At 67.3% G+C, this 20,577-nt stretch carries 22 protein-coding genes and 1 tRNA gene; 9 read left to right on the top strand and 14 right to left on the bottom strand.

The genetic code is table 11. The annotated features are described in order from the left end of the window. Positions 1 to 3: 3 nt before the first annotated feature. On the top strand, positions 4 to 534 hold the full coding sequence (locus ACFVBH_RS13040; RefSeq protein WP_354989423.1) for a PaaI family thioesterase: 531 nt from the start codon (positions 4 to 6) through the stop codon (positions 532 to 534). A gap of 90 nt (positions 535 to 624) precedes the next feature. Here the strand turns inward: ACFVBH_RS13040 and ACFVBH_RS13035 are convergent, their stop codons facing one another. Then, a complete protein-coding gene (locus ACFVBH_RS13035; protein WP_379001785.1) occupies positions 625 to 1,833 on the bottom strand; it encodes a glycosyltransferase in 1,209 nt (402 codons plus the stop codon). A 501-nt stretch (positions 1,834 to 2,334) separates the two neighbouring features. Between ACFVBH_RS13035 and ACFVBH_RS13030 the strand changes: the two genes are divergently transcribed. The 3 genes from ACFVBH_RS13030 (at position 2,335) to ACFVBH_RS13020 (ending at position 4,948) form a co-directional block, all read left to right on the top strand. Continuing rightward, positions 2,335 to 3,420, top strand: a complete 1,086-nt coding sequence (locus ACFVBH_RS13030; protein ID WP_379001783.1) for a polyprenyl synthetase family protein — start codon at positions 2,335 to 2,337, stop codon at positions 3,418 to 3,420. A gap of 240 nt (positions 3,421 to 3,660) precedes the next feature. Beyond that, entirely contained in the window at positions 3,661 to 4,470 is an 810-nt protein-coding gene (locus ACFVBH_RS13025; protein WP_354989420.1) for a hypothetical protein, read from the top strand. Between the two features lie 40 nt (positions 4,471 to 4,510). Next, positions 4,511 to 4,948, top strand: a complete 438-nt coding sequence (locus ACFVBH_RS13020; protein ID WP_354989419.1) for a hypothetical protein — start codon at positions 4,511 to 4,513, stop codon at positions 4,946 to 4,948. A gap of 9 nt (positions 4,949 to 4,957) precedes the next feature. Here ACFVBH_RS13020 and ACFVBH_RS13015 read toward each other — a convergent pair whose 3' ends face one another. Continuing rightward, on the bottom strand, positions 4,958 to 5,752 hold the full coding sequence (locus tag ACFVBH_RS13015) for an SAM-dependent methyltransferase (protein WP_354989418.1): 795 nt from the start codon (positions 5,750 to 5,752) through the stop codon (positions 4,958 to 4,960). Between the two features lie 53 nt (positions 5,753 to 5,805). Here ACFVBH_RS13015 and ACFVBH_RS13010 point away from each other — a divergent pair, with 53 nt between their 5' ends. Continuing rightward, positions 5,806 to 6,984 carry a cytochrome P450 gene (locus ACFVBH_RS13010; protein ID WP_379001780.1) on the top strand — a complete coding sequence of 393 codons (1,179 nt, stop codon included), beginning with the start codon at positions 5,806 to 5,808 and terminating at the stop codon, positions 6,982 to 6,984. 112 nt (positions 6,985 to 7,096) lie between these two features. Here the strand turns inward: ACFVBH_RS13010 and ACFVBH_RS13005 are convergent, their stop codons facing one another. The 6 genes from ACFVBH_RS13005 to ACFVBH_RS12980 all read right to left on the bottom strand — a co-directional run bounded on the left by ACFVBH_RS13005 (position 7,097) and on the right by ACFVBH_RS12980 (position 13,277). Further along, on the bottom strand, positions 7,097 to 7,531 hold the full coding sequence (locus tag ACFVBH_RS13005) for a hypothetical protein (RefSeq protein WP_379001778.1): 435 nt from the start codon (positions 7,529 to 7,531) through the stop codon (positions 7,097 to 7,099). A 217-nt stretch (positions 7,532 to 7,748) separates the two neighbouring features. Then, positions 7,749 to 9,956, bottom strand: coding sequence for a hypothetical protein (locus ACFVBH_RS13000; protein ID WP_379001776.1), 2,208 nt, complete (start codon positions 9,954 to 9,956; stop codon positions 7,749 to 7,751). After that, positions 9,953 to 11,143: a hypothetical protein gene (locus ACFVBH_RS12995; RefSeq protein WP_379001775.1), complete on the bottom strand. Its 1,191-nt coding sequence runs from the start codon at positions 11,141 to 11,143 to the stop codon at positions 9,953 to 9,955. Before ACFVBH_RS12995 ends, ACFVBH_RS13000 begins: the two co-directional genes overlap by 4 nt. A gap of 10 nt (positions 11,144 to 11,153) precedes the next feature. After that, a complete protein-coding gene (locus tag ACFVBH_RS12990) occupies positions 11,154 to 11,297 on the bottom strand; it encodes a hypothetical protein (protein WP_354989412.1) in 144 nt (47 codons plus the stop codon). A gap of 3 nt (positions 11,298 to 11,300) precedes the next feature. Beyond that, positions 11,301 to 12,395: a serine/threonine-protein kinase gene (locus ACFVBH_RS12985; protein ID WP_379001773.1), complete on the bottom strand. Its 1,095-nt coding sequence runs from the start codon at positions 12,393 to 12,395 to the stop codon at positions 11,301 to 11,303. A 147-nt stretch (positions 12,396 to 12,542) separates the two neighbouring features. Continuing rightward, positions 12,543 to 13,277, bottom strand: coding sequence for a phosphatase PAP2 family protein (locus ACFVBH_RS12980; RefSeq protein WP_379001771.1), 735 nt, complete (start codon positions 13,275 to 13,277; stop codon positions 12,543 to 12,545). Between the two features lie 198 nt (positions 13,278 to 13,475). On the opposite strand from ACFVBH_RS12980, the gene ACFVBH_RS12975 reads away from it, so the two are divergent. Continuing rightward, positions 13,476 to 13,548, top strand: a tRNA-Ala gene (locus ACFVBH_RS12975). A gap of 675 nt (positions 13,549 to 14,223) precedes the next feature. Here ACFVBH_RS12975 and ACFVBH_RS12970 read toward each other — a convergent pair. From ACFVBH_RS12970 to ACFVBH_RS12955, 4 genes are all read right to left on the bottom strand, one after another. After that, complete coding sequence (locus ACFVBH_RS12970) at positions 14,224 to 15,048, bottom strand: hypothetical protein (RefSeq protein WP_379001769.1); 825 nt, start codon at positions 15,046 to 15,048, stop codon at positions 14,224 to 14,226. A gap of 401 nt (positions 15,049 to 15,449) precedes the next feature. Next, positions 15,450 to 15,686, bottom strand: a complete 237-nt coding sequence (locus ACFVBH_RS12965) for a hypothetical protein (protein WP_379001768.1) — start codon at positions 15,684 to 15,686, stop codon at positions 15,450 to 15,452. Then, positions 15,683 to 15,940 carry a helix-turn-helix domain-containing protein gene (locus ACFVBH_RS12960; protein WP_379001766.1) on the bottom strand — a complete coding sequence of 86 codons (258 nt, stop codon included), beginning with the start codon at positions 15,938 to 15,940 and terminating at the stop codon, positions 15,683 to 15,685. Before ACFVBH_RS12960 ends, ACFVBH_RS12965 begins: the two co-directional genes overlap by 4 nt. 6 nt (positions 15,941 to 15,946) lie before the next feature. Continuing rightward, positions 15,947 to 16,123, bottom strand: a complete 177-nt coding sequence (locus ACFVBH_RS12955; protein WP_379001764.1) for a hypothetical protein — start codon at positions 16,121 to 16,123, stop codon at positions 15,947 to 15,949. Positions 16,124 to 16,297: 174 nt separating this feature from the next. On the opposite strand from ACFVBH_RS12955, the gene ACFVBH_RS12950 reads away from it, so the two are divergent. Continuing rightward, a complete protein-coding gene (locus tag ACFVBH_RS12950) occupies positions 16,298 to 17,533 on the top strand; it encodes a multiprotein-bridging factor 1 family protein (protein WP_379001762.1) in 1,236 nt (411 codons plus the stop codon). A gap of 65 nt (positions 17,534 to 17,598) precedes the next feature. Here the strand turns inward: ACFVBH_RS12950 and ACFVBH_RS12945 are convergent, their stop codons facing one another. Continuing rightward, a complete protein-coding gene (locus ACFVBH_RS12945) occupies positions 17,599 to 18,018 on the bottom strand; it encodes a hypothetical protein (RefSeq protein ID WP_379001760.1) in 420 nt (139 codons plus the stop codon). Between the two features lie 151 nt (positions 18,019 to 18,169). Between ACFVBH_RS12945 and ACFVBH_RS12940 the strand changes: the two genes are divergently transcribed. Then, positions 18,170 to 18,313: a hypothetical protein gene (locus ACFVBH_RS12940; RefSeq protein ID WP_379001758.1), complete on the top strand. Its 144-nt coding sequence runs from the start codon at positions 18,170 to 18,172 to the stop codon at positions 18,311 to 18,313. Positions 18,314 to 18,423: 110 nt separating this feature from the next. Here the strand turns inward: ACFVBH_RS12940 and ACFVBH_RS12935 are convergent, their stop codons facing one another. Further along, the gene (locus ACFVBH_RS12935) at positions 18,424 to 19,194 is read right to left on the bottom strand and encodes a hypothetical protein (protein WP_379001756.1); all 771 of its coding nucleotides are present in this window, start codon (positions 19,192 to 19,194) and stop codon (positions 18,424 to 18,426) included. A gap of 325 nt (positions 19,195 to 19,519) precedes the next feature. On the opposite strand from ACFVBH_RS12935, the gene ACFVBH_RS12930 reads away from it, so the two are divergent. Further along, positions 19,520 to 20,577 (top strand): DUF222 domain-containing protein (locus ACFVBH_RS12930; RefSeq protein ID WP_379001754.1); only part of this gene is annotated, 1,058 nt, incomplete at its 3' end.

Below are 20,577 nucleotides of genomic sequence, written 5' to 3'. Positions count from 1 at the left end.
GCCATGACGATTACTTCCGAGTCCGCGGGCGCGCCCGAATCCTGGGGCGAGGTGCGCAGCAAGACGGTGCGGTGGCACGACCCGAAGGTGGCCCTCGAGGCCGCGCCCGGCCGTACCGGGCTCGAGTTCCTGACCGCCATGGCCGCGGGCGAGATTCCCGGTCCGCCCATCTCCGGGCTGCTGGGCATGCGGCCCATCAGCGCCGGGCCGGGCGACATCGTATTCGTCTGCACGCCGGACGAATCCATGTACAACCCGATCGGCATGGTGCACGGCGGCATCGCCTGCACCCTGCTCGATTCGGTGGCGGGCTGCGCCGTGCACACGACCCTGCCCGCCGGCGTCGGCTACACCTCGATCGAGATCAAGGTGAACTACCTGCGCCCGATCCACACCCACACCGGCGAGCTGACCGCCCACGGCTGGGTGACCAAACCCGGTAAGCGTGTCGCGTTCGCCGAGGCCGATCTCCGCGACGCCGACGGGGTACTGCTGGCCACCGCCACCAGCGCCTGCCTGATCATCGGCGCCTGAGCGAGCGGTCCGGCGTCCCGCCCCACCGGCATCCGTGCGGCTCGCACCCGCCCTCCCGCCCCGGGGGCGAACAACGTCCGCCCGCGCGGCTCACCCGACCGCGAGGTCCAGGACCGTCAGGGCGAGCTGTTCGGCCGCGTCCGGGTGCCCCATGGCCCGCGCCGCCGCGCCGACGGCCTTGCGGGCCTCGGCGTCGGTGAGCAGATCGAACAGGGCGGCACGCAGATTGGCGGGGGTGGCGTCGTCGCCGATCACCGCGCGGGCCGCCCCGTTCTCGGCCAGGATGCGGGCGTTGCGAATCTGTTCGCCGCCCACCGAATGCGGGTAGGGGATCAGCACCGACGGCTTGCCGAGGGTGGTGAGTTCGGCGAGAGTGCCCGCCCCGGAACGGGATACGACCACGTCGGTGAGCGCGAGCACGTGCGGGAGTTCGGTCCCGAGGAAGTCGCGGACCAGGTAGCGCGGGCGCAGCTCGGCGGGCAGGGCCGCCGCGCGTTCGCGGACCTGATCGTAGGACCGCGCGCCGCACTGGTGAATCACGTTGGCGACGGCCAGCAATTCGGGCAGGAACTCGTTGATCAGATCGTTGATCTGCACCGCGCCCTGCGCACCGCCGGTGATGTACACCGTCGGCAGGCCGGGGGTGTACCCGTCCCAATTCAGCGCGGGCACAGCCTCTTCCGCGCGGCCGGTGGTCAGCGCGGGGCGGATCGGGTTGCCGGTCACCACGGCCCGGTCGCGCACCCGGGCGGGCAGCAGCTCCACCGAGGCATCCGAACTGAGGGCGATGCGTGTCGCGGCGCGGGCCAGCAGCTGGTTGGCCTTGCCGATGCCGGTGGTCTGCTCGTGGATCACCAGCGGCCGCCGGCGCAGCGCGGCCGCCATGCCGATGGGCGCGCACACGTATCCGCCGGTGCACAGCACGGCGTCCGGCCGGAAGCGCCGCACCACCGACTGCGCGGTGAGCACGCTCAGCGGTACCCGCACCGCGTCCTTGGCGTTGGCCGCGTTCAGCATCTTGAGCGGATTGCGATCGCGCCGCAGCTTGCCCGCTTTGATCCCGGTGAAGGCGATGTCGTTCTCGCCCGCCACCCGCTGTTCCAGGCTGTCCGGTGTGCCGACCCACAGCACCTCGACCTCGCTGCCCGCTTCGGCGACCAGGTCGCGCAGTGCTCGCATGGCCGAGACCGCCGGATAGGTGTGCCCGCCGGTGCCGCCGCCGGCGACGATGACGCGCACCTTCGCGTGTGCGCCGACCCGGCGCAGGATGGTGGCGCGGTCGAGGGCGGGACGTGGCATAGGACGAGCCTCCTGGGGCGGGGTCGGTCGGCTGACGGGGCGGGGCCGGGTCCGGCCGCGGCGCCCGGTTCAGGCTAGCGCGCGGCCGCCGGGCGGGCATGAGAGCCCGCGCGGTGCGTACGGCGCGGTCGGTACTGGTCGGTCGGCGAAGATTGCGGGGTGTTGGCTATCGGTCGATTGGCCTCTACCATGGTTGTGATTCGGAACACCGTGCAGCCGTGTGTGTTCCGATGCCGGCGCCGGGTGCGCCGGTGTGCCGCCGGGCGTTCGCGCCGTCGAATCGGGGAGAGGGGCTCATTATGCCGCCCCGTTCCCATCCGGCGCTCGATTCGCCTGTGCGGCAGCACTTCTCGCTCTCGGTAGCTCCCGCCCCGCCTCGCTGTCCGGGTGCCTCGGGCGGGCTCCTCGGCCCTGTGCTCCGCATCCCCGCGACGTCGTATCGCGCACCCGTGCGCAACCGATAGTCGCGATACATGACCCGGCGAGTAATTGGAGGTAGCCATGAGTTCGTCGACCGCGGCGGATCCCGCATCCGGCTCCGAATCGGAGTGGGACGGCGGGTGGGGAACGCTCGTCGGCCCGGACGGGAAAGGGCTGGATCCGCTCGAGCGGGCACAGCGCCTGACCGCCCCGATCCTGCGCGGGGCGGTGGACAATCTACCCGGCGAACTGCGCCTCATGGCGGGCTACCACCTGGGCTGGTGGGACGCCGAGGGTGTGCCCGCCGCCTCCGCCCCGGGCAAGGGCCTGCGACCGGCCCTGGTGCTGGCCGCCGCGCGAGCGCTGGGCGCGGGCCCGGACGCCGCGTTGCACGCCGCCGCGGCAATCGAATTGGTGCACAACTTCACCCTCGTGCACGACGACGTCATGGATGGCGACGTCCTGCGGCGCGGTCGCCCGACCGTGTGGCGGGTATGGGGCGTGGACGACGCGGTGCTGGTCGGCGACGCCCTGCACGGTCTGGCCATCTGGACCCTGGCCGACGCCCCGCGCGCGGCGCAGACCGGCATGGGCAGGCTCGCCGAGGCGGTGATCGAACTCTGCCTCGGCCAGCATTTCGACTGTGCCGAAACGAGTCTCGGACTCACGGTGGAGGACTGCATGCAGACCCTGCGCTACAAGACCGGGGCGTTGCTCGGCTGTGCGTGCGCGCTGGGCGCGGTATGCGCCGAAGCCGCACCGGAGGCCATCGCCGCCATGGACGGGTTCGGCCGGGAGCTGGGTGTGGCGTTCCAGCTGGCCGACGATCTGCTCGGCATCTGGGGTGATCCAGCGCTCACCGGCAAGCCCAGGGGCAGTGATCTGTTGCGGCACAAGATGACTCTGCCGATGCTGGCCGCGCTGGAATCCGATACGGCGGCCGGGCGCGAGTTCGCCGAGCTCTATTCCGCGGATCGTCCGCTGGACGCCGCGTCGGCCGCGCACGCCGCCGATCTCGTCGAGCGGGCCGGCGGCAAGGGCTGGGCGCAATCGGAATCGGCACGGCATGTGCGCGCGGCCAAAGCGTATTTGTCCGAGCTGGGCGGTAGAAGTGATCAGCGCGAGCTGATCGAACTGGCGGACGGTGCGGTCGATCGGCAACGCTGACACGGCATTTCGGGCAAATTGGAATTGAAATTCGACCGCCCGGTACCGGTAGGGACTTTGGTAATCAATTGATCGGAGTCCATTGCTCCAAAACCGCTGTGCTGTCAGGATTACTTGCGAGCGGTGGTTCGGAAGCTCGAACCGCCGCCGAAAGTTCAAGCAGGCGTAGCTCTTTCGCAATCTTTCGTGTGCCCTCGCGAATACGCCTGTCTCAGTGCGGTTATTCCCAGGAGTGCCAACATGACGACGGGGCCATTCGCCGAGTCGGGGCGGTTGCTGGCACTCGGTCGAGAGTCCATCCGGGAATTGGTGGCGGAGCTGGTGCGCGCCGCCTCCACCGCACGCACCGGAGTATTGCGCGTATCCGGTGAACCCGGCGGCGACCTCTATATCGTGCACGGCCAGGTCGTCGCCATCGAAACACCCGGTGCTCCCGGTGTGCGCGAATTGCTTTCGCGTCCCGGACGTACCCGCGGAGGCGCCGCCGACCTGCGCGTGGTCGCCCTGATGGCCACGCTCGACGGCGCCTTCGCACTCACCTCTGGCTGGATCGGCTCCTGTACCTGGCAGGAGCTGCCATCCGGCCAGAGGTGGCCGGACCACCCTGTCCCGCCTGTTCCCGGTGTGGAACCCGGCTGGTTGCTGTCGGAGACCGAGCGGCGGCTGCGCGCCCTGGCGCACGGCCGGGTCTCCCCGCATCGCAATCAACTGGTGCTCACCGATCCGGGCCGCGCCCTTCTCCGCGGCCCGGACGGTGGGCAGTGGGCGGACATCCTGCTCTGGGTGAACGGCAGGCACAGCTGCCGGGATATCTCGATGCTGTTGTGCCGCAGCCTGTATGGGGTGACCGTCGAAGTCGTGCGCCTTCTCGACAACGACCTGGTCGCCATCGCGCCGCCCGTGCGGGCGCCGGCTCGCGAACCCTCGCGCGACGCCGAACCCGCACGGGGCGGTCCGGATCGCTCCGCACTGCCGCGTCGCCGGCGGGGCGCCAGCGGCATCAACGACACTCTGCTGCCACGCGCTCCACAGCCGGTCATTCGCATTTAGCCGCGCGCCCGAAAGTCAGCCGCGCGCCCGAAAGGACGTCATGAGTTCTCCCACTGGATCCGGTGCGGCCAGTCTGGCCGATCGAATCGGGTTGCTGGTCAAGGATTTACGCACCGAGGTGCCCGAGTGCCTGGCCTCGGGCGCGATCGACATGTCGACGGGCATGTTGCTGGCGGTCGAGACGGTCGACAATCATCCCCAGGAGGTCCTGGATCTGCTCGCCGCCGCGACGCTGGATCTGTTCCAGGGCCGCAATGTGGTGATGATCGAGGACATCTGGAAGGAACGCCGCGGTATTCGGCAGGAGCGGCACTACTTTCAGGAGATACTCGTCAACTCCGACAACCTCACCCACCTGTTCATTCGCACCGAGAGCCGCGACGATGTCGTGATCGTGGTGGTGTGCCGCAAGGCGGTGAATGTCGGCATGCTGTTCGCGCAGGCCCGCCGCGTGCTCAAGGACATCGGCAGGCTCTGAACCCCCGCGCTAGGGAATGTGCGCGACCGCGCCGAGCATGGACACGGCCTCGGCCCGGGGATGCGGCCGCCAGACCTCGGGTCGCCACGCGGTGACCGCGCTGATGCCCGGGGCCACCATCTCGAAGCCGGTGAAGAAATTCGCGAACTCCGCGCTCGAACGCAGCTGGAAGGGGACCCCACTGCGCTGGTTGGCCTCGGTGGTGCGGGCCAGATCCTCCGCGTCCAGGTAGTCGCTGGTGGCGTGGGTCATGAGCAGGTAGCTGCCCGAGGGCAGCGCCGCGGACAGCCGCCGGACCAGCTCGTACGGCTGCTGGTCGTCGGGCAGAAAGTGCAGTACCGCGACCAGCATGAGCGCCACCGGCTCGGTGAGGTCCAGGGTGGCCAGCAGGTCCGGGTGGGTGAGGATGCGGTCGGGATCGCGGAGGTCGGCGTCCAGATAGGCGGTCTTGCCCTCGGGCGAGCTGTTCAGCAGCGCGCGGGCGTGTGCCAGCACGATCGGGTCGTTGTCGACGTAGACGATGCGCGATTCGGGGGCGATGCCCTGGGCGATCTCGTGCACGTTGCCCGCGGTGGGCAGGCCGGTGCCGATGTCGAGGAACTGGCGGATGCCGGCTTCCCGTGCCAGATAGCCGGTGGCCCGGCGCAGGAAGTTGCGGTTCTCGACCGCGGCCAGGCGCACGGTGGGGAACGCCTCGGCGACCGCGTCCGCGGATTCCCGGTCCGCCGGGTAGTTGTCCTTGCCGCCGAGCCAGTAGTCGTACCGGCGAGCGGGATGCGGTTTCGTGGTGTCGATCCGTACCATTGCCGACTCCGAGTTCACAACGCCCCCAATCCATCTCGACTACTGTTTCGATCATGCTGCCGAGCTACAGCCCGTATGACTTCGATGTGCACGCCGATCCGTACCCTTACTATGCCAGTCTTCGTTCGCAGGCCCCGGTCTACCGTAACGAGACCGACGACTTCTGGGCGTTCTCGCGGCACGCCGACGTCCTCGCCGCCCTTCGCGATTCCGATCGTTTCTCCAGCGTGAACGGCATTCGGATGGAACCCGCGTTCTGGGGTCCGCAGGCCGAACACTTCTTCTCCTTCGTCGCCATGGACGCGCCCAAGCACACCCGCCTGCGCGGGTTGGTGCTGCGCGCGTTCACCGCACACCGGGTGCAGGGCCTGGCGCCGCGACTACGCGAGATCGCGCGCGGAATTCTCACACCGCTGCTCGAACGCGGCAGCTTCGATCTGATGACCGATTTCGCCGGGCCCTTCCCGACCGACGTGATCTCCGAACTGGTCGGGGTGCCCGAGGCGGATCGGGAGATGATCCGCAAGCTCGGTATGGAGATCATGTACACCGACGCGGAGTCCACCGATCTGCGGCCCGAGGCGATGGCGGCCATCGGCGCACTGGTCGGGTACTACACCGAACTGACCATCGAGCGGGCCAAATCGCCGCGCGAGGATCTGCTGTCCGGGCTGCTGGGCGCGGAAGACGGTGCGGACAAGCTCACGCCGGAGGAGATCGTCGGCATTCTGATTCTGCTGGTGGGGGCGGGCATCGAGACCGCGATGCTGACCTTCGGCAACACCTGGCACGCGGGCTGGCTGCATCCGGACGCGCGGCGCGCGGCGCTGGACGGGCGGGTGGACGACTGGATCGCGGAGTCCATGCGGTGGGATCCGTCCTCGCAGGGCCAGTTGCGGACCACGACCGAGGCGCTGGACCTGCACGGCGTCGCCATTCCGGCCGGGGCGCGGATTCTGCTGCTCACCGGCGCGGCGAATCGTGATCCCGAGGTTTTCGCGGACCCCGACGCCTTCGACCTGGATCGCGACACGAGTGCCTCGCTGGTGTTCGGCAGCGGCCGGCACCACTGCCTGGGCTCGAATCTGGCGCTGCTGGAACTGCGTATCGCCCTGGGTGAGATCGCGGCCGCGGTCGCCGACTACGACATCGACCCCGCCGGACTGCGGCGAATCCACTCGTCGAACAATCGCGGCTTCGCGAGTCTGCCGACCACGGTGACCTTGCGCTGAGCGCCCGCTTCCTCCGGGAGCGGCGGGACGCCCCGGCTGTCCCGTCCGCTCGGGGTCACGCGATGACACGGCCCGGTTCGGTGCACGCTGCGCCGGGCCGTGATTCGCTCGCCTACTTCAGGCTGAGGGTGATGACCAGCGTCTCGTCCTCGATGCTGGCCACGACCTGCCCGGGCGCTCCGCCCGCGATGCCGTCGAGGTCGAGGACCGCGCCGACCGTCCCAGCCGTCAGCTCCACCAGGGTCCCGCGCCGCCCGGACCCGGCAACGTAGGTGATGGAGTCGTCTCCGCTATTACCCGGCTGCGGGAAGTTGATGTCGTCCGCGGACTTGCCGTTGTTCAGATCCAGCTGCCGCAGATGCCCGCCCGCGCTCTCGAACGCGGGGAACTCACCCTCCTGGTACCGCACCTCGTACCGCAGCTCGGTCCCGAACCCGAAGTCGAGCTCCCGCTCCTCGGCTCCCCACAGCACTTCCCTGATCTGCAACGACCGGTACTTGTTCCGAACCTCGAGAAACTTGACACTGCCCGGCTGAAAGTCCGACACGACCCCGCCCCTTCCTGATAACCCGCCGGCCCAAGTACCGGCACCGAGCCGAACTTTACCACCGCCCCACCCCAATCCCCCTGCCCCGGAACAGTTTTCAGCAACCACTCCGCAACCCGAAACGGTCAGTCGTCCGCGCTGTCCCGGCGTCGGCCCCGCCCTGCTCGGCCTGCCTCGGCACGGCGGGAACCCAGCTTGCTCCGGGAACTCGGTCGCGTCAGAAGCTGAAGCGTTTGCGGCGGGGTTTCGGTGGGGCGGGGAGGGGTTGCAGGCGTGGGGGATGGGCGGCGGCGGGGTCGAGGGTCAGGAGGTCGGCCACGCGGTGGGGGAGGTTCAGGTGCTGGCGGAGGTGGGGCCAGGCGGGGGTCAGGAGCTCCACCAGGGCGGGGGAGTCCAGGTCCAGGGCGCAGGCCGCGCGCATCAGGGCGTGGGGGTTGATGTCGGGGTGGGCGGCGCAGGCGGTGATCAGAGCGGGGAGGCGGTCGTGGGGAGCGTTGACCAGGACCTGGGCCAGGATCGCCGCGCCGGTGGGTGCTTGGGAGCGCTCGGCCATGCAGCCGGCCACGTAGTCGATGTCGGCGGCTATGGCGGCGTTGAGGATCTCGAAGTGCTCGTCGATGACCAGGCGATCGTCGACGGCGGCGCGCAGGATGCCCGCCACCTCCGCTTTGCTCCACAGGCCGTTGTCGCGGGTGCGGCCGAAGCGGTTGAGCAGCAACGCGAATCGAGCGCCGCCGGAGGCGGGCGCGGCAGCCGCGGCGTCGAGGGTGGTCACCGCCTCCAGCGCCTCGGGCAGACCCAGGGAGCGGCGCAGCTGACGCCACGCGGGCTTCAGGGCGGCCGCGAGTTCCTCGGGTTCGGCCTTGACCAGGGTCACGGCTTTCATCAGCTCGAACGCGTCCACGGCCTGGTATTTCGAGCACTCCGCCACGAGCCGGGGCAGTTGATCGTCGGGAGCGCACGCCAGAATCTGTTCCAGCACATAGCGATCGCGACTGTTGCAGGAGATGTTCACCAGCAGCTGCGCGATGATCGGCAGGTGCGAGTGCATGGCCGAGCGCAGCAGCTGACTGGATCCGGTGTGCACGGCCGGATCGCCGATCTCGGCGCGAATTGTCTCGTACACCAGGAAACGATCGGGCGAGGCGATGCTGTGCTCGCGCAGCGCGCGATGCCGCCGCACGTGCTCCAGGATCTGGTTCCGCTCCTCGTTCTCCCCGGTGGTCCAGCTCTTCTTCAGTTGCGGCCACACGGTTTTGGCGTCGGTCGCGGACAGGGTCCCGTTCTCCAGCCGCCGGAAGGACGACTCGACCACCACCGCGCTGATGTCGAACCCGAGCTGCTCGGCGACCCGCGTCGCGCGCGAGTGCCCGCGCGCGTCGGCGAGCACGTAGTCGGTCAGCGTTCGTTCGAAGGTGTTCCGCACGACCGCGTGGTGGTCGATGGCCGCCAAAGCCGTTGCCACCTCCGAGTTGTCGATCGCCAGGTGCACGGCCCGGCGCGCCACGGTCTCGTCGACGAACCAGTCCGGGCTCAGCGTCGGATCGGTGATCACCCGCGCGAGCTGGCCGTCGTCCAGCAGTGCGGGTTCGACTGTCCGCAAATGCTGTTGGTAGCACCACTGCCGGAGATCGTGCACACTCCGCAGTGTCGCGGGCGCCGCGAGCCCGGCCCGGCGGTGCGCGACGATGTCGCGGCCCAGTCGCGGATAGGTCTCGGCGCTCGCCTCGATCGCACTGTCGGGATTGATCGCGTGCCGCCCCCCGGGCAGCGGCGTTTCCCACCCGACCACCGTGGTGATCGCCGGCGTCTCGGATGACAGCTCGGGACCGGTGGAGAAGGTCAACTCCCGCAGCAGATTTCGCGGCAGCACCCCGTACAGAGCCTTCAACATCGTGACCGCGTCCCGCACCTGCTCCACGTGCAACGCGATCGGCGGCCCCTGCTCGGCCAGCTGTGCGAGCACCGCCCCGACCAGTACCGGCAACCACGGCTGGTCGATCGACGCCGTCGCGGCCCCCGCGAACAACTGCCCGTCCGGCTCCACGTCGGCCGCCGGCCAGTGCTCGGTCGGCGACACCCCGTCCTGCAGCGAGGTCACCAGCGCCCCGGATTCGAAGAGCTGCAACGCGATCGACCCGTCGAGCGCCCCGCGATCACCCGCCACCAGATGCGTGACACAGGTCCCCGGCCGCACCTCGGACGGCGTCTTGAGCCCGGCGACCGCGAGCCCGCGCGCCAGCGTGAACTCCAGCACGAATCCCGGCGCGTTCTCGACCGGTGTGACGAGCGGCCCGAGTTCGCGCACCGTGGAACCCAGTGCGGCGGGCCAGTTCCCGGAGCGCGCCACCACCCCGACCCCCGCGCCCGAGGACTCGAGGTTCACCAGGGCCCAGCCGCACACCAGCTGCGCGAATCCCGTCATGCGCGCACCCGCAGGTCCTCGATCATGTCCAGCATGTACACCACCGGATCGGCCGCGCCGTAGGGCTTGAACACGGGATAGGTTCCGTCACCGCGCTTTCCGCACCCCACCGCCGACACCGGGAAGTACATGTTCCACGGGAAATGAATGCTCAACGCCGAATCCACCGCCGGGAACAATCTGCGCACCAGTCCGCGCGTGATCTCACCCCGGTGCATGATCTGCGCCGGGTCGTAGGAGTTCCCCGCCCCGTTGGCGCTCACCGGACTGTCCGCCCAGTCGGCCGGCGGCGCCACCATGTTCACCTCCGGCAGCGGAATCAGGGACAGCAGATCGGTTTTGGCGATGATCGTGGACACGTGCACGCGCGGCGGCTCGATCTGCCGGTCGATGGGGAACGAGTTCGCGGCCCGCCACAGCTTGGCGATCTGATCGATCATCAGCGTGGTTCGCCCCACGGTCTGCGAATGCTCCACGGCATTGGTCAGACTCTCCTGATCGTCGGCGTCGGCGTGCTCGCGCATGAGCGCAAGGTACTGCTTGTTGAGGGTGGAAGGCACCACGAACCAGAGAAAATCCGCCACCGTGAGATGCGGGCTCACCCGCGCCGCCACCGCCCCGTCGGCGATGTCCTCACCCGCGACATCGATGAAGGCCAGGTTCACCGCCCGCGCCGAATGCAGTGAATACGCCGTCACCAGGATGGGTTTGCGCTGCTCCAGCCCCGCCCACACGTGCCCCTGGGTCTGGCGCTGGGCCTGCACGGTGATGCCGTCCGAGCGCTGGGTCATATCCATGGACATGCGCCGCGGCCCGGTGGCGTCGAGCGCGCGCCGATCCAGCAGTCGCGCCTCGAGCTGGGTCCACAGGCTCGCGGACTTGGGCGAGACGATGAACGAGTACCGGCTCGCGAGATTCGGGTCGTTCATCATGGAGTGGATCATCGACACGATGAGATGGCTCTTGGACGACGCGGATTCGCCGACGAAGCCGATGACCTTCGTCGGATGGTCCAGGGTCACCGGATCGAGTTCGCAGCCGCGCGGGCAGCGCAGATTCAGCTTGTCGAAATAGGTTTCGATCTGCTTCGCGTGCCCGCTGTTGCGCTGGCGGATCACGGTGTACCAGCGATTGTGCTCGCGGTCGTACGTGAATTCGGTGAGGCAGTTCAGGCAGACGGTTCGCATCGGCCGCATCTCAGCTCAGCACGGCGATGGTGAGCAGCACGATCGTGCACCCGAAGGCGACCGCGCCCACGCGGAACGCGCGGCGCAGCCACGTCGAGGCCCGGGAACCCGGAAAGACGTAGAGCTGCCACCCGGTGCCGGTCGGACGATTCATTCCTCAGCCTCCCACGAAATTCGCGACCTGCACGCACAACCAGGTGAGCAGGATGAATGCCAGTCCGCCCGTGAGGATTCCCACGGTGACGGCGGTGGCCAGCACGCCGCCGATGATGCGGTAGTCGTTGCGGTGCAGCCCGGCCAGAATCCGCTGGCGCGATTCGATCATCGGCGCGGTCAGGAACTGCCAGGTGGTGTGGGTCGGCAGTGCGGGACGCTGCGGATCGGGTTCGAGATAGCCGGTTTCGCTGGGCGTCAGCAGGGTGGTCTGCATGCGCTTGGTGGTCTCGAGTTCGGGCGGCGGATTGCGCACCGGCCGCATGGCCCGGTCGATCGCCTGCCGGAACTGATGCTGGAATTCCGCCGCGGAGCGATGCCGCAGCGCGGGATCCAGCGAGCGGGCGCGATCGAGTTCGAAGCGCAGATCGGTGGGGACGGGCTCGGTGCCGTAGGCGAATTCGAGCGCTTCGGCGCAGACCACGGCGAAGGAGTACACGTCGCTGAGGTGGGTGATCTCGCCGTGGTGCAGGTACTCCGGGGCGGCGTACGGCTGGGTGCCCAGGGCGCGCTGATCGTGGGTGAGCCGGCGCATGGTGGCGCGCATCTCGATCGCGATGCCGAAGTCGGCGAGCTTGGCCGGGCCGTCGCGGCAGATCATGATGTTCTCGGGTTTGATGTCGCGGTGCACGACGTGTTTGGCGTGCGCGTAGACCAGGCCCTCGAGTGCGTCGGTGAGAATGCGGAAAAGCGCAGGCAGGGAAGTGTTCTCCCGATCGCGCAAATACTGGCGCAGGTTTCTGCCGTGAATGAATTCCATGACCAGGAACGGGTAGCGCCTGCCGTTCTCGGCGAAGATGCCGGAGTCGTGGACCATCACGATATTGCGGCAGTTCATCTGCGCGGCGATATGGGCTTCCTGTTCGAAGCGCTGCCGCTGTATTCGCTCATCCTGCTCGAGCGGCGGCAAACTCCCGGAATCGAGTACTTTGACCGCGACTTGGCGGCGCAACTGTCTGTCCCATGCGCCCCAGACCTCGGCCATGCCTCCTCTGCCGACGAGTTCGCGGAGCTCATAGCGGTTATTGATCAGCCTCAAGCGCGTGCGATCCCTCCACCCCGGATGGTTCGCTGGCCGGCCCCTTCGGACGGCTTGTCGGACGAACCAGAATCACCGCCGAGTGTACGCGGGCGTCAGAACGGCCGCCCCGCTATTTTCCTCCGCCCCAAGTCATCTGACGGCAATTCACCGACGGTTCATACCGTCCGTCTGGTTCGGCGCCGGCCCGTCACCGTTATTGCCCGGCGGGGTCCTTCGTGCGGTGTCAGCCAGCGGTTTTTCACCCGCTGTCACGATGTCCACCGGGCCGGTCCCGGGCGCCTTCCCGAATCGCGGTCGCCAATGGGCCTGCGCCACCGCGGCAATGGCGACCGCGGTGCCGCCGAGAATGGTGCCGCCCACCACATCGGTGAGCCAGTGCACCCCGAGGTATAGCCGCGTGAGGCACATGGTGATGACCAACACCGCCCCCAATGCGACTGCGCCCCAACCGCGCAAGCGCCCCGGCCTGCTGCTCAGATACGTCAGCAGCACCACGCCCACCAGCGCGGTGGTGGCCCCGGCATGCCCCGAGGGAAACGACATGTTGGTCACGACCGTCATCCGGGTGCCGGCCGGCGGCCGCGGCCGGTCGAGCACCTGCTTGAGAATCGCCCCCGCGAACGCGGCTCCCGCCACCGTGCCCGCGATCAACGCCGCCGCCCGCCAGTCCCTCGCCCGCCACCCCACGAACCCCGCGACGGCCGCCGCGACAACGGTGGCCCGCCCCGGGTTCCCGAAGAACGTGAATTCCCGAGCCGCGGTACTCCACCCGTCACTCCGGTGCGCGACGAACCACTCCAAAGTCCCCACGTCCCACGTGGTCAGCCACCCACCCGCAACCACCTGCGCGGCGACGATGACGAACAGCCCGGTCCCCAAAAGGACCCACCGAAGCCGAAGTACGGCTCCAACGACCCGCTCGCCCCGCATGTGTCCCATGTAGCCCAATGTTAACCAACTCTCCGCCGGGCTCCCGCTCCCCGACGAAGGCTCCCCTTCCCGGTGTCGCGATTTGCGGTAACCCCCAGGTGATGGTGTAACTTCATCCCCGCACTCGGGACACCGAGCGCACAGTTCGGGGCTATGGCGCAGCTGGTAGCGCACCACACTGGCAGTGTGGGGGTCAGGGGTTCGAGTCCCCTTAGCTCCACAACGAAAAACCCTGAATCCCAACAGGATTCAGGGTTTTTCTCGTTCTGGCGGATGTCCTGACGAAACCATTTGTCCTAGATGTGTCCTAGCGGTTACCAACGGCCGCTGACATCGTGAGCGCGGCGGCTGCGAGTAGGTCGTCGGATACGCGGCCGTAGACCGCCTGCGTCATCCGTTCTGAATGCCCGTGCCATGCCGCCACGACGTCCGACGCAACGCCCATCTGCCGCATCCGCGACACCGACGAATGCCGGACGTTCCGCAGCGGGATGGTCCGTAGCCCGGCCTCGAACAGCCCGCCGCGATTGCTCCTAACGCGGCGGGTGCGGGCCCGCAATCCTTGGGATCGGTGTCGGCGTTGCAACCTGAATCGGACACGGGCGATGTTGTGGACATCGAGGGTTGGCGGCTTCCTCGGACCCACCCGCTGCGGGAACGCCCGTCGTTCAGTTCCGCCCTCGATCGCCGGACGCTGCGCTGGTCCGTCTGACGCACCCTGCCACGATCACGACCTGCACTATCCGAATTCGACACGCCAGGGAATTTGACCGAATTTTCAGAAGACCGACGTACACCGGCCGATCAGTACGCTCGATCCCGGTGTTGTGTTCCCGATGGTGGACGCCGCCCTGGTGACGCGGAACTCGCCCGGGCGACGTCCGTCGTCTACGGGTCAGGCGTCAGCGGGTACCGGCTCCACTGTCGGGGGCACCGCACGCCCGATTGCGGGAAGGCCGTCCACGGCCTCGTACTGATCGAGAACCCGGTCCATCGCGGGCCGCACCTTCGACCGGAACCCGGCCAGTTCCGCACTGCCGCGTTGGAGACGTGGCTCGAACCGGTCGATCATCTGAACGATCATCGCGACGCACGCCACGGCGTTGTCAGCGGTGAACACCCCGAAGTGCCAGTCGACGGACGCGTTGACGTCCGGGCGGTACACCGGCTCCTTGAACTCCGATCCCGGATGAACCGCCGCGTCCCGGATCGTGAACAGCTGCGTGATCCGCTTCTTCGTCTCCTTCGACGTCGCGTTGTCGAGTTTCAGGTGGTATCGGAACGTCTCGAACACCTGCGAGTGGCGGGGTGTCCGGTTAGTCCGCCATCGGTCGGCGTCGGGGTGCTGCGGCGACCGCGCCTTCACTGACGCGTAGAACGAGTCCACCGCGAACGCTGCGGCGCACACCGCACGCATGGAGGACCGGAGTTCACGGATCATTGCGGCGTCGATCGCCGGGCCGTCGTCGGCGGCTACCGCCGCCGGGATCAGGGCTGCGTACTGACGGACGTCGATCACGGCCTCGATTCCCTCGGCGAGCCAGTAGGGCCACATGTCCGTTCGTAGGTGGACATCGACCGGCGCAGCGGTCGTCTCGCCGGTGTCCATGTTGACTTCGATGTGGAACGGGCCGATCCGCAGGTCCGATCCGTCGGTGACGGTGATTCCCCGCGTCACGCGCTGTCCGCCATCAGTCGCGCCGCCATGTTCGTCCGTCACAGATCACACCCTATTCCGGGCGTCCGACATGTGTCTGACGTGGGAGAACAAGCGTTCGACCGTGTCCTAGAAGTGTTCTAGGACGTTCGATCACTCGTTCGCACGCATTGGACATATTGGACGTAATGCATTGTGTGCGTCGACAATTCAATACGGTCTAGACGGTGTGATACAGCGGATTACGCCCTGGCAGTGTGGGTCAGGGGTTCGAATCCCCTTAGCTCCACTCCTCGTGTATCTACACGAACCGACTCCGTTGGGGCTGGAATCGCACAGGCGATTCCAGCCTCAACGTCGTTTCGGGGGTCGGTCATTCGGCGGGGATACGGGTGTTGCGAGCGGTGTATCTGGCGCCGGTGTCCACGCAGACCACGTCGGTGATCTTGACCAGTGCCGCGATGTCACCGGGGCGTGAAGTGGTTCGCGCTCGGTGCGATCACCTCGTTGGCGTCCACGGCGTAGGCGAGATTCATCAGGCGGTTGACCATCGCGCCGCCCGGTCGGCCCGGGTCTCCGTAGTACATCAGAATCAGTGACCGCCCGAACTCGGCGGCAAGCGCGTGGATGCGCGCCTCGTCTTCGGGTCGTGCCGGTCCGCACAGGTCAGGACGGAGGAATCCGATCGCGTAGCCGGTCATGGTCGTGTCCCCGCGTAGTCGCTGTAGACGGGTCGCGTGATCGCGCGCCGGCCGCGGTCGGTGCAGCGCCATCGAGTGGAGCCCTGGGAGGTGCCCAACACCAGTCCGATACGCGACAGCCGGAGCAGTGCCCGGTGCACCGATGTTTCGGGCAACTGAGTCGTGCGGCAGAGTTGCCGCACCGTCAGTGAATGCGATGAGTCCAGGATCGAGAGTGCGCCAAGTACTTTCGCTTCGGGCTCGGTGAAGGCCATTGATTCTCACCCGGCCCTGTAGACCGGGACGTAGTTGCGTGCCGATTCGGCGGCGAGCCCTGCCTGAATACCGGCGACGGTCAACCGCTTCGGCCGGTGAGCGCGATCGGCGTCCGGTAGTGCTCGGCTCCGGAGAGAAACCAGCACTAGCGCGATGATGGTGGCGACAACGATGATCTCCATGTCGGGTGTTCTCCATGTCCCTGGAAGGTGTTGGAGTGCACTCGGCGCCGGGGACTGGTGATCTGACCGACGTCGGGGCAATGTGGAACGTATGCCCGGCCGACGCCGCGAAGGGGTACGAACGTACCCCCAATGCCGTTACGCTGGCGATTGTCGTGAGAACACGACCAGGAGGTGGTCCCCGTGAGTGGTTCCGAAAGTCCTTCGAAAATTGGTCAGCGGGTCCGGCTGTACCGGGAGCGCGCCGGAATGGCGCGGCCGGTGCTGGCCGCGCAGATCGGCCGGTCCGCCGAATGGCTGAAAGCCTTGGAGAACGGCAGAATTCAGCGGACGCCGAGCCTCGAGCTGTTGTTGCGCGTCGCGCGCGTCCTCGACTTGGACGACCTCGCCACCCTCACCGGAGACGATCACGCCGTACCGGTCACTGTCTTCGCGGGGGAACGACATTCGGCTCTCTCCGACGTGCAGGCCGCCCTGACCGATTACCGCATCACCCCCGGTGACCGGCTGATCAATGCGGAACACCTTGCCGAGCGCCTCCGCAAAGCGTGGCGGATCCGCCACTCCAGCCCCGACCACCGCTCGCAACTCGGTGCGTTGCTGCCCGGCCTTATCCGAGATGCTCAGACGGCGGCGCGCACCGCCGAAGACCGTCGCGCCGCCCGCCGAACCCTGGCCGGCGTCTATCAGCTGGCCGACTTTTACGTCGCCTACCAGCCCGCGCCCGAGCTGGTCTGGATGGTCGCCGACCGCGCGGTGAACGAGGGCTACGAGGCCGACGACCCCTACGTGATCGCCTGCAGCGCGTGGGCGATGGTGCAAGCGCTTCGCGACTCCGGCCGGTGGGAGGAGGCAATCGCACTGGCCCGCAACGCGATCGACCAACTCGCTCCCTACCTGACCCGCCCCGAAACCCCCGACGACTGGCACGGCATAGCCGGAGCGCTGGAGTTCGAGATCGCCCACGTCCACGGCCGCCGAGGCCGCTCCGGCGACGCCTGGCACGCTCTCGAGCAGGCCGGCCACATCGCCCAGCAGCTCGGCCCCACCTATCGCCACGTACAAACCAGCTTCTCCCAGCCGGTAATGGCCGCACACGCAACAACTCTCGGCGTCGAGCTCCGACAGCCCGGCGAGGCCCTGCGCGCGTCCCGCTCGATCGCCCCCGACCACATAGTCTCGGTGCCACGGCGTGGCCGCCACCTGATCGAGGTCGCCCGCGCCCACATGCAACGCGACGAGGACACCGCGGCATTGACGATGTTGATCAAGTCGGAACAGACGGCACCCGAGACTATCCGCTACAACGGGTTCGCTCGCGACATGCTTCGGGAGCTGTCGAAGAAGCCGCCCGTCGGCATGCGCGGCGATGTCCGTGAACTCAGCCGGCGAGTAGGTGTCCGCGTCTAGCCGGGATTGCGTTCTGATCGGTCCAACAAAAGTGGGATTGGGTCCGCCACGTGAGTGGGTTCAGCTCAGGGGCCCGTTTCTGTATGGCTGGTCCTGTTGGGAAAGCGGCCCGTGACGCGCTCACGCAACTCCTCATACCGCCGTCTCGTGCTGTCGTAAGACAGGCAGTACTCGCGAGTCGAGGCGAATTCCTTCGCTTTCGGCCTTGGATACGAAAACCGAGTACCGGCGGGGAACTGCGTTCGCGTCAGGTCGACGAACCTGCCGGCGACACTATTGAAATAGTGCGAAACCTGCTCGCCACCGGGCAATGTCGCAGTTGTGTGGAGGATCTCTCCACCGAGGTAGTCCTGAACCACGCAGGCGGTGACCGCGCACTGGCCCTTCGCGCGATTGACCTCGAACCAGCCGGACCCGACAGCCGTGTCAGCCGACCATGACTGCTCTACAGCGTTTCTCAGGGCTTCGAGGGATGCCGCTCCCATGCCCGAAACGGTAGCTCGGTCGAACCGTGGCGACGAAAGGCATTGGAGAATTTTTGGTTACAGACGTGCCCACCGCACACATCGTTGGTGCCGGACACCCCGACACGCGTAATATGTCCCGCAATAGAGCAATTGTGCGAGGAGGCGAGTGATGGGCGTGTTGATACAGGGACCCAGCCGCGTCACGCGGGTGACGCTCACGTCGGAGCAGATCGCCGAGCGCCGTCGCGAAGTCGAGAAGATGCTGAAGCGGAAACCTTCGCGTACCAACGCGGTTCTCAAAACCGCCAAATAGGGCGGTGGCCGCCGTCGGGCAGCGACCACTGCCCGAATAATGGCGCGTCCGGTTCGGGACGCGACCGGATGTGCGCGAGGATCGGGCGGTGAAGGGCCCGTGCTCGAGAATCAGCCGATCGGGCGGCGGCGCACCAGGTTCATCAGGCCCGCGCATACGTTGCCGAATGTCAGTGGGATCCACATCATCAGGAGCTCGCCGGTATCCCAGTTGGGTGCGCGATCCAGGAACCATCGGATGAATCGGTCGGGGTTCTGCATTGTGCGGGACGCACGAATACGGTCCGGATGACGGATGACGGCATCGCTGCGCAGGATCCACGGATCGTGGTCGTCGATCACCAAGTCTCGGCGGTGTGCCAATTCGGTGAGCGCGTCGAGTATGTATGCGGGAGCGACCCGGCCGTCGACGTGGGGGTAGTACTCCGGTGTGAAACGAGTGAGGGTACCGAAGGAAATCGGCGAGGACGCGACCGCGTTGTAGGCGAGCTCGTGGCGGGCGAAGGTAAGTCGCGTTCGCAGTATCTCCTGCGTGAGAGCGGTCGCGAGCGGCACCATGGCCCGGTAGTGCAGTCTGCTCATCACCGCGCACGACACCACGAGCAGCCTGCGCCCCGACACCGGTATCGGATCGACGGTGAAGTTCAGGAAGGCCGCGAGTTCGCCTGAGACGCCATAGAACAGGTGCAGCCGCGTGTCATCGAACAGGCGGTGCTCACGAAACTCGGCACGAGTGTTCCCGACGACATGCTCCGACCAGATTTCGAACGTCTCGTCGACGATCGCCTCCCGCTCCCGCTCGGGCAGCTCGCCGAAGACCACCCGGCGACGACGATGAATGCGCTCTTGGGTCCGCCGGACCGGTTCAATTGTCGAATCCATAACGCGTACAGCATCATCGGGTGCTCAACCATGGTCAACTTCGGATGCCCCGAAGCGGTGGGCGGACGCAACCGTCGCCCGGTTGCCCGGGTCGAGTCGCAGCCGTAGGCGCCGCCGAGATACCCCTGGGGAGGCTTGCCGAGCCCTCTGATATCGCCGACGTCGTGGCGTTTACGGTCTCCGGTTCTGCCCCGTTGAAACACCGGGCAGGTGCTTTGTGCCGGCGGTGGGATGTTTGAATTTGAACTGCCGATGTGTCTGAATATTGTTGTATCACAATGGCATTGGGCTATGTCAGCTCGCTATTGAGGCGTAGAATGGGGGTATGAATTCGGGAGGGATGACCGCTATCGCGCAGGGTGTACACGCACTCGATGTCGCGGCGGAATCCTTGCTCGAATCGCCCTTGTTTTCGGTGGTCGATGATGAGCTCATCGAGGTTATGCAGGACATCGAAGCCATCACGCGCAAACTCGACGCGATGAAGCAGCATCTCGTGCTCGAAGCGGTGACGCGGGGGTTGCCTGTTCGGGCGGGGGTGAAGAGCCCGGTCCGGTTTCTGCAAGAGACACTGCGGCTTTCACCCGGTGAGGCCGCCGCGCGGGTGCGGAATACCGAATTGCTGTCCGAGGTGTCCGAGGGCACGTTCACGCGGCCGCCGGTGTTGGCGTTGGTGGCGCAGGCGCAGCGGGCGGGGGAGATCTCCACCGACCACATTCGGGCGATTCATGAGGTGATCAAGCAGATCCCCGCCGCGGCGGGTGCCAAGGCTGTGGATTTCGCCGAAGAACAGCTGACGGCGTTCGCGCGTGAAGGTGATCCGAAGGGCATCACCACGCTCGGGGTGCGGATCTTGCAATTCACCGATCCGGATGGGTCGTTGACCAGGGATCGTGATCAGCAGGCGCGGCGGGGGTTCACGATCGGGCATGCGCGCGCTGATGGGATGGCTCCGGTGTCGGGGTGGGTGACCCCGCAATTCCAAGCCGTGTTCACTCCGGTGCTCGAGAAGCTCGCCCGTCCCGGCATGTGTAACCCCGATGATCCGCAAAGCCCGTGGTCTGCTGCCGAACTCGGGATCGACACCGCAACCGACACCGGCGACCAGAACAGCGATGGGCCCGTGGCTGCCGCGCGGGCGGTGCTCGAAGCTGCCGCCAAGCGGGATCACCGCACCGCTGCTCAACGTAACCATGACGCGGTGATCGCATTCCTGCGCCCCGACATGGGACCGACCCGGCTCGGAAACCATCGTGGTTTGCCGGTTTCCACGGTGATCACGATGAGTATCACCGATCTCGAGCAGCGCACCGGTATGGCGACCACCGCCACCGGCGGCACCCTCTCGATCGCCCAGGCGGTTGAGCTGGCGGCCAACGCGAC

Origin of the sequence: Nocardia sp. NPDC057668 (genome assembly GCF_042799795.1) — a bacterium.
GTDB lineage: Bacteria > Actinomycetota > Actinomycetes > Mycobacteriales > Mycobacteriaceae > Nocardia.
Note: the sequence above shows the minus strand (reverse complement) of the source record. Positions and strands in the feature narration are given on the sequence as shown.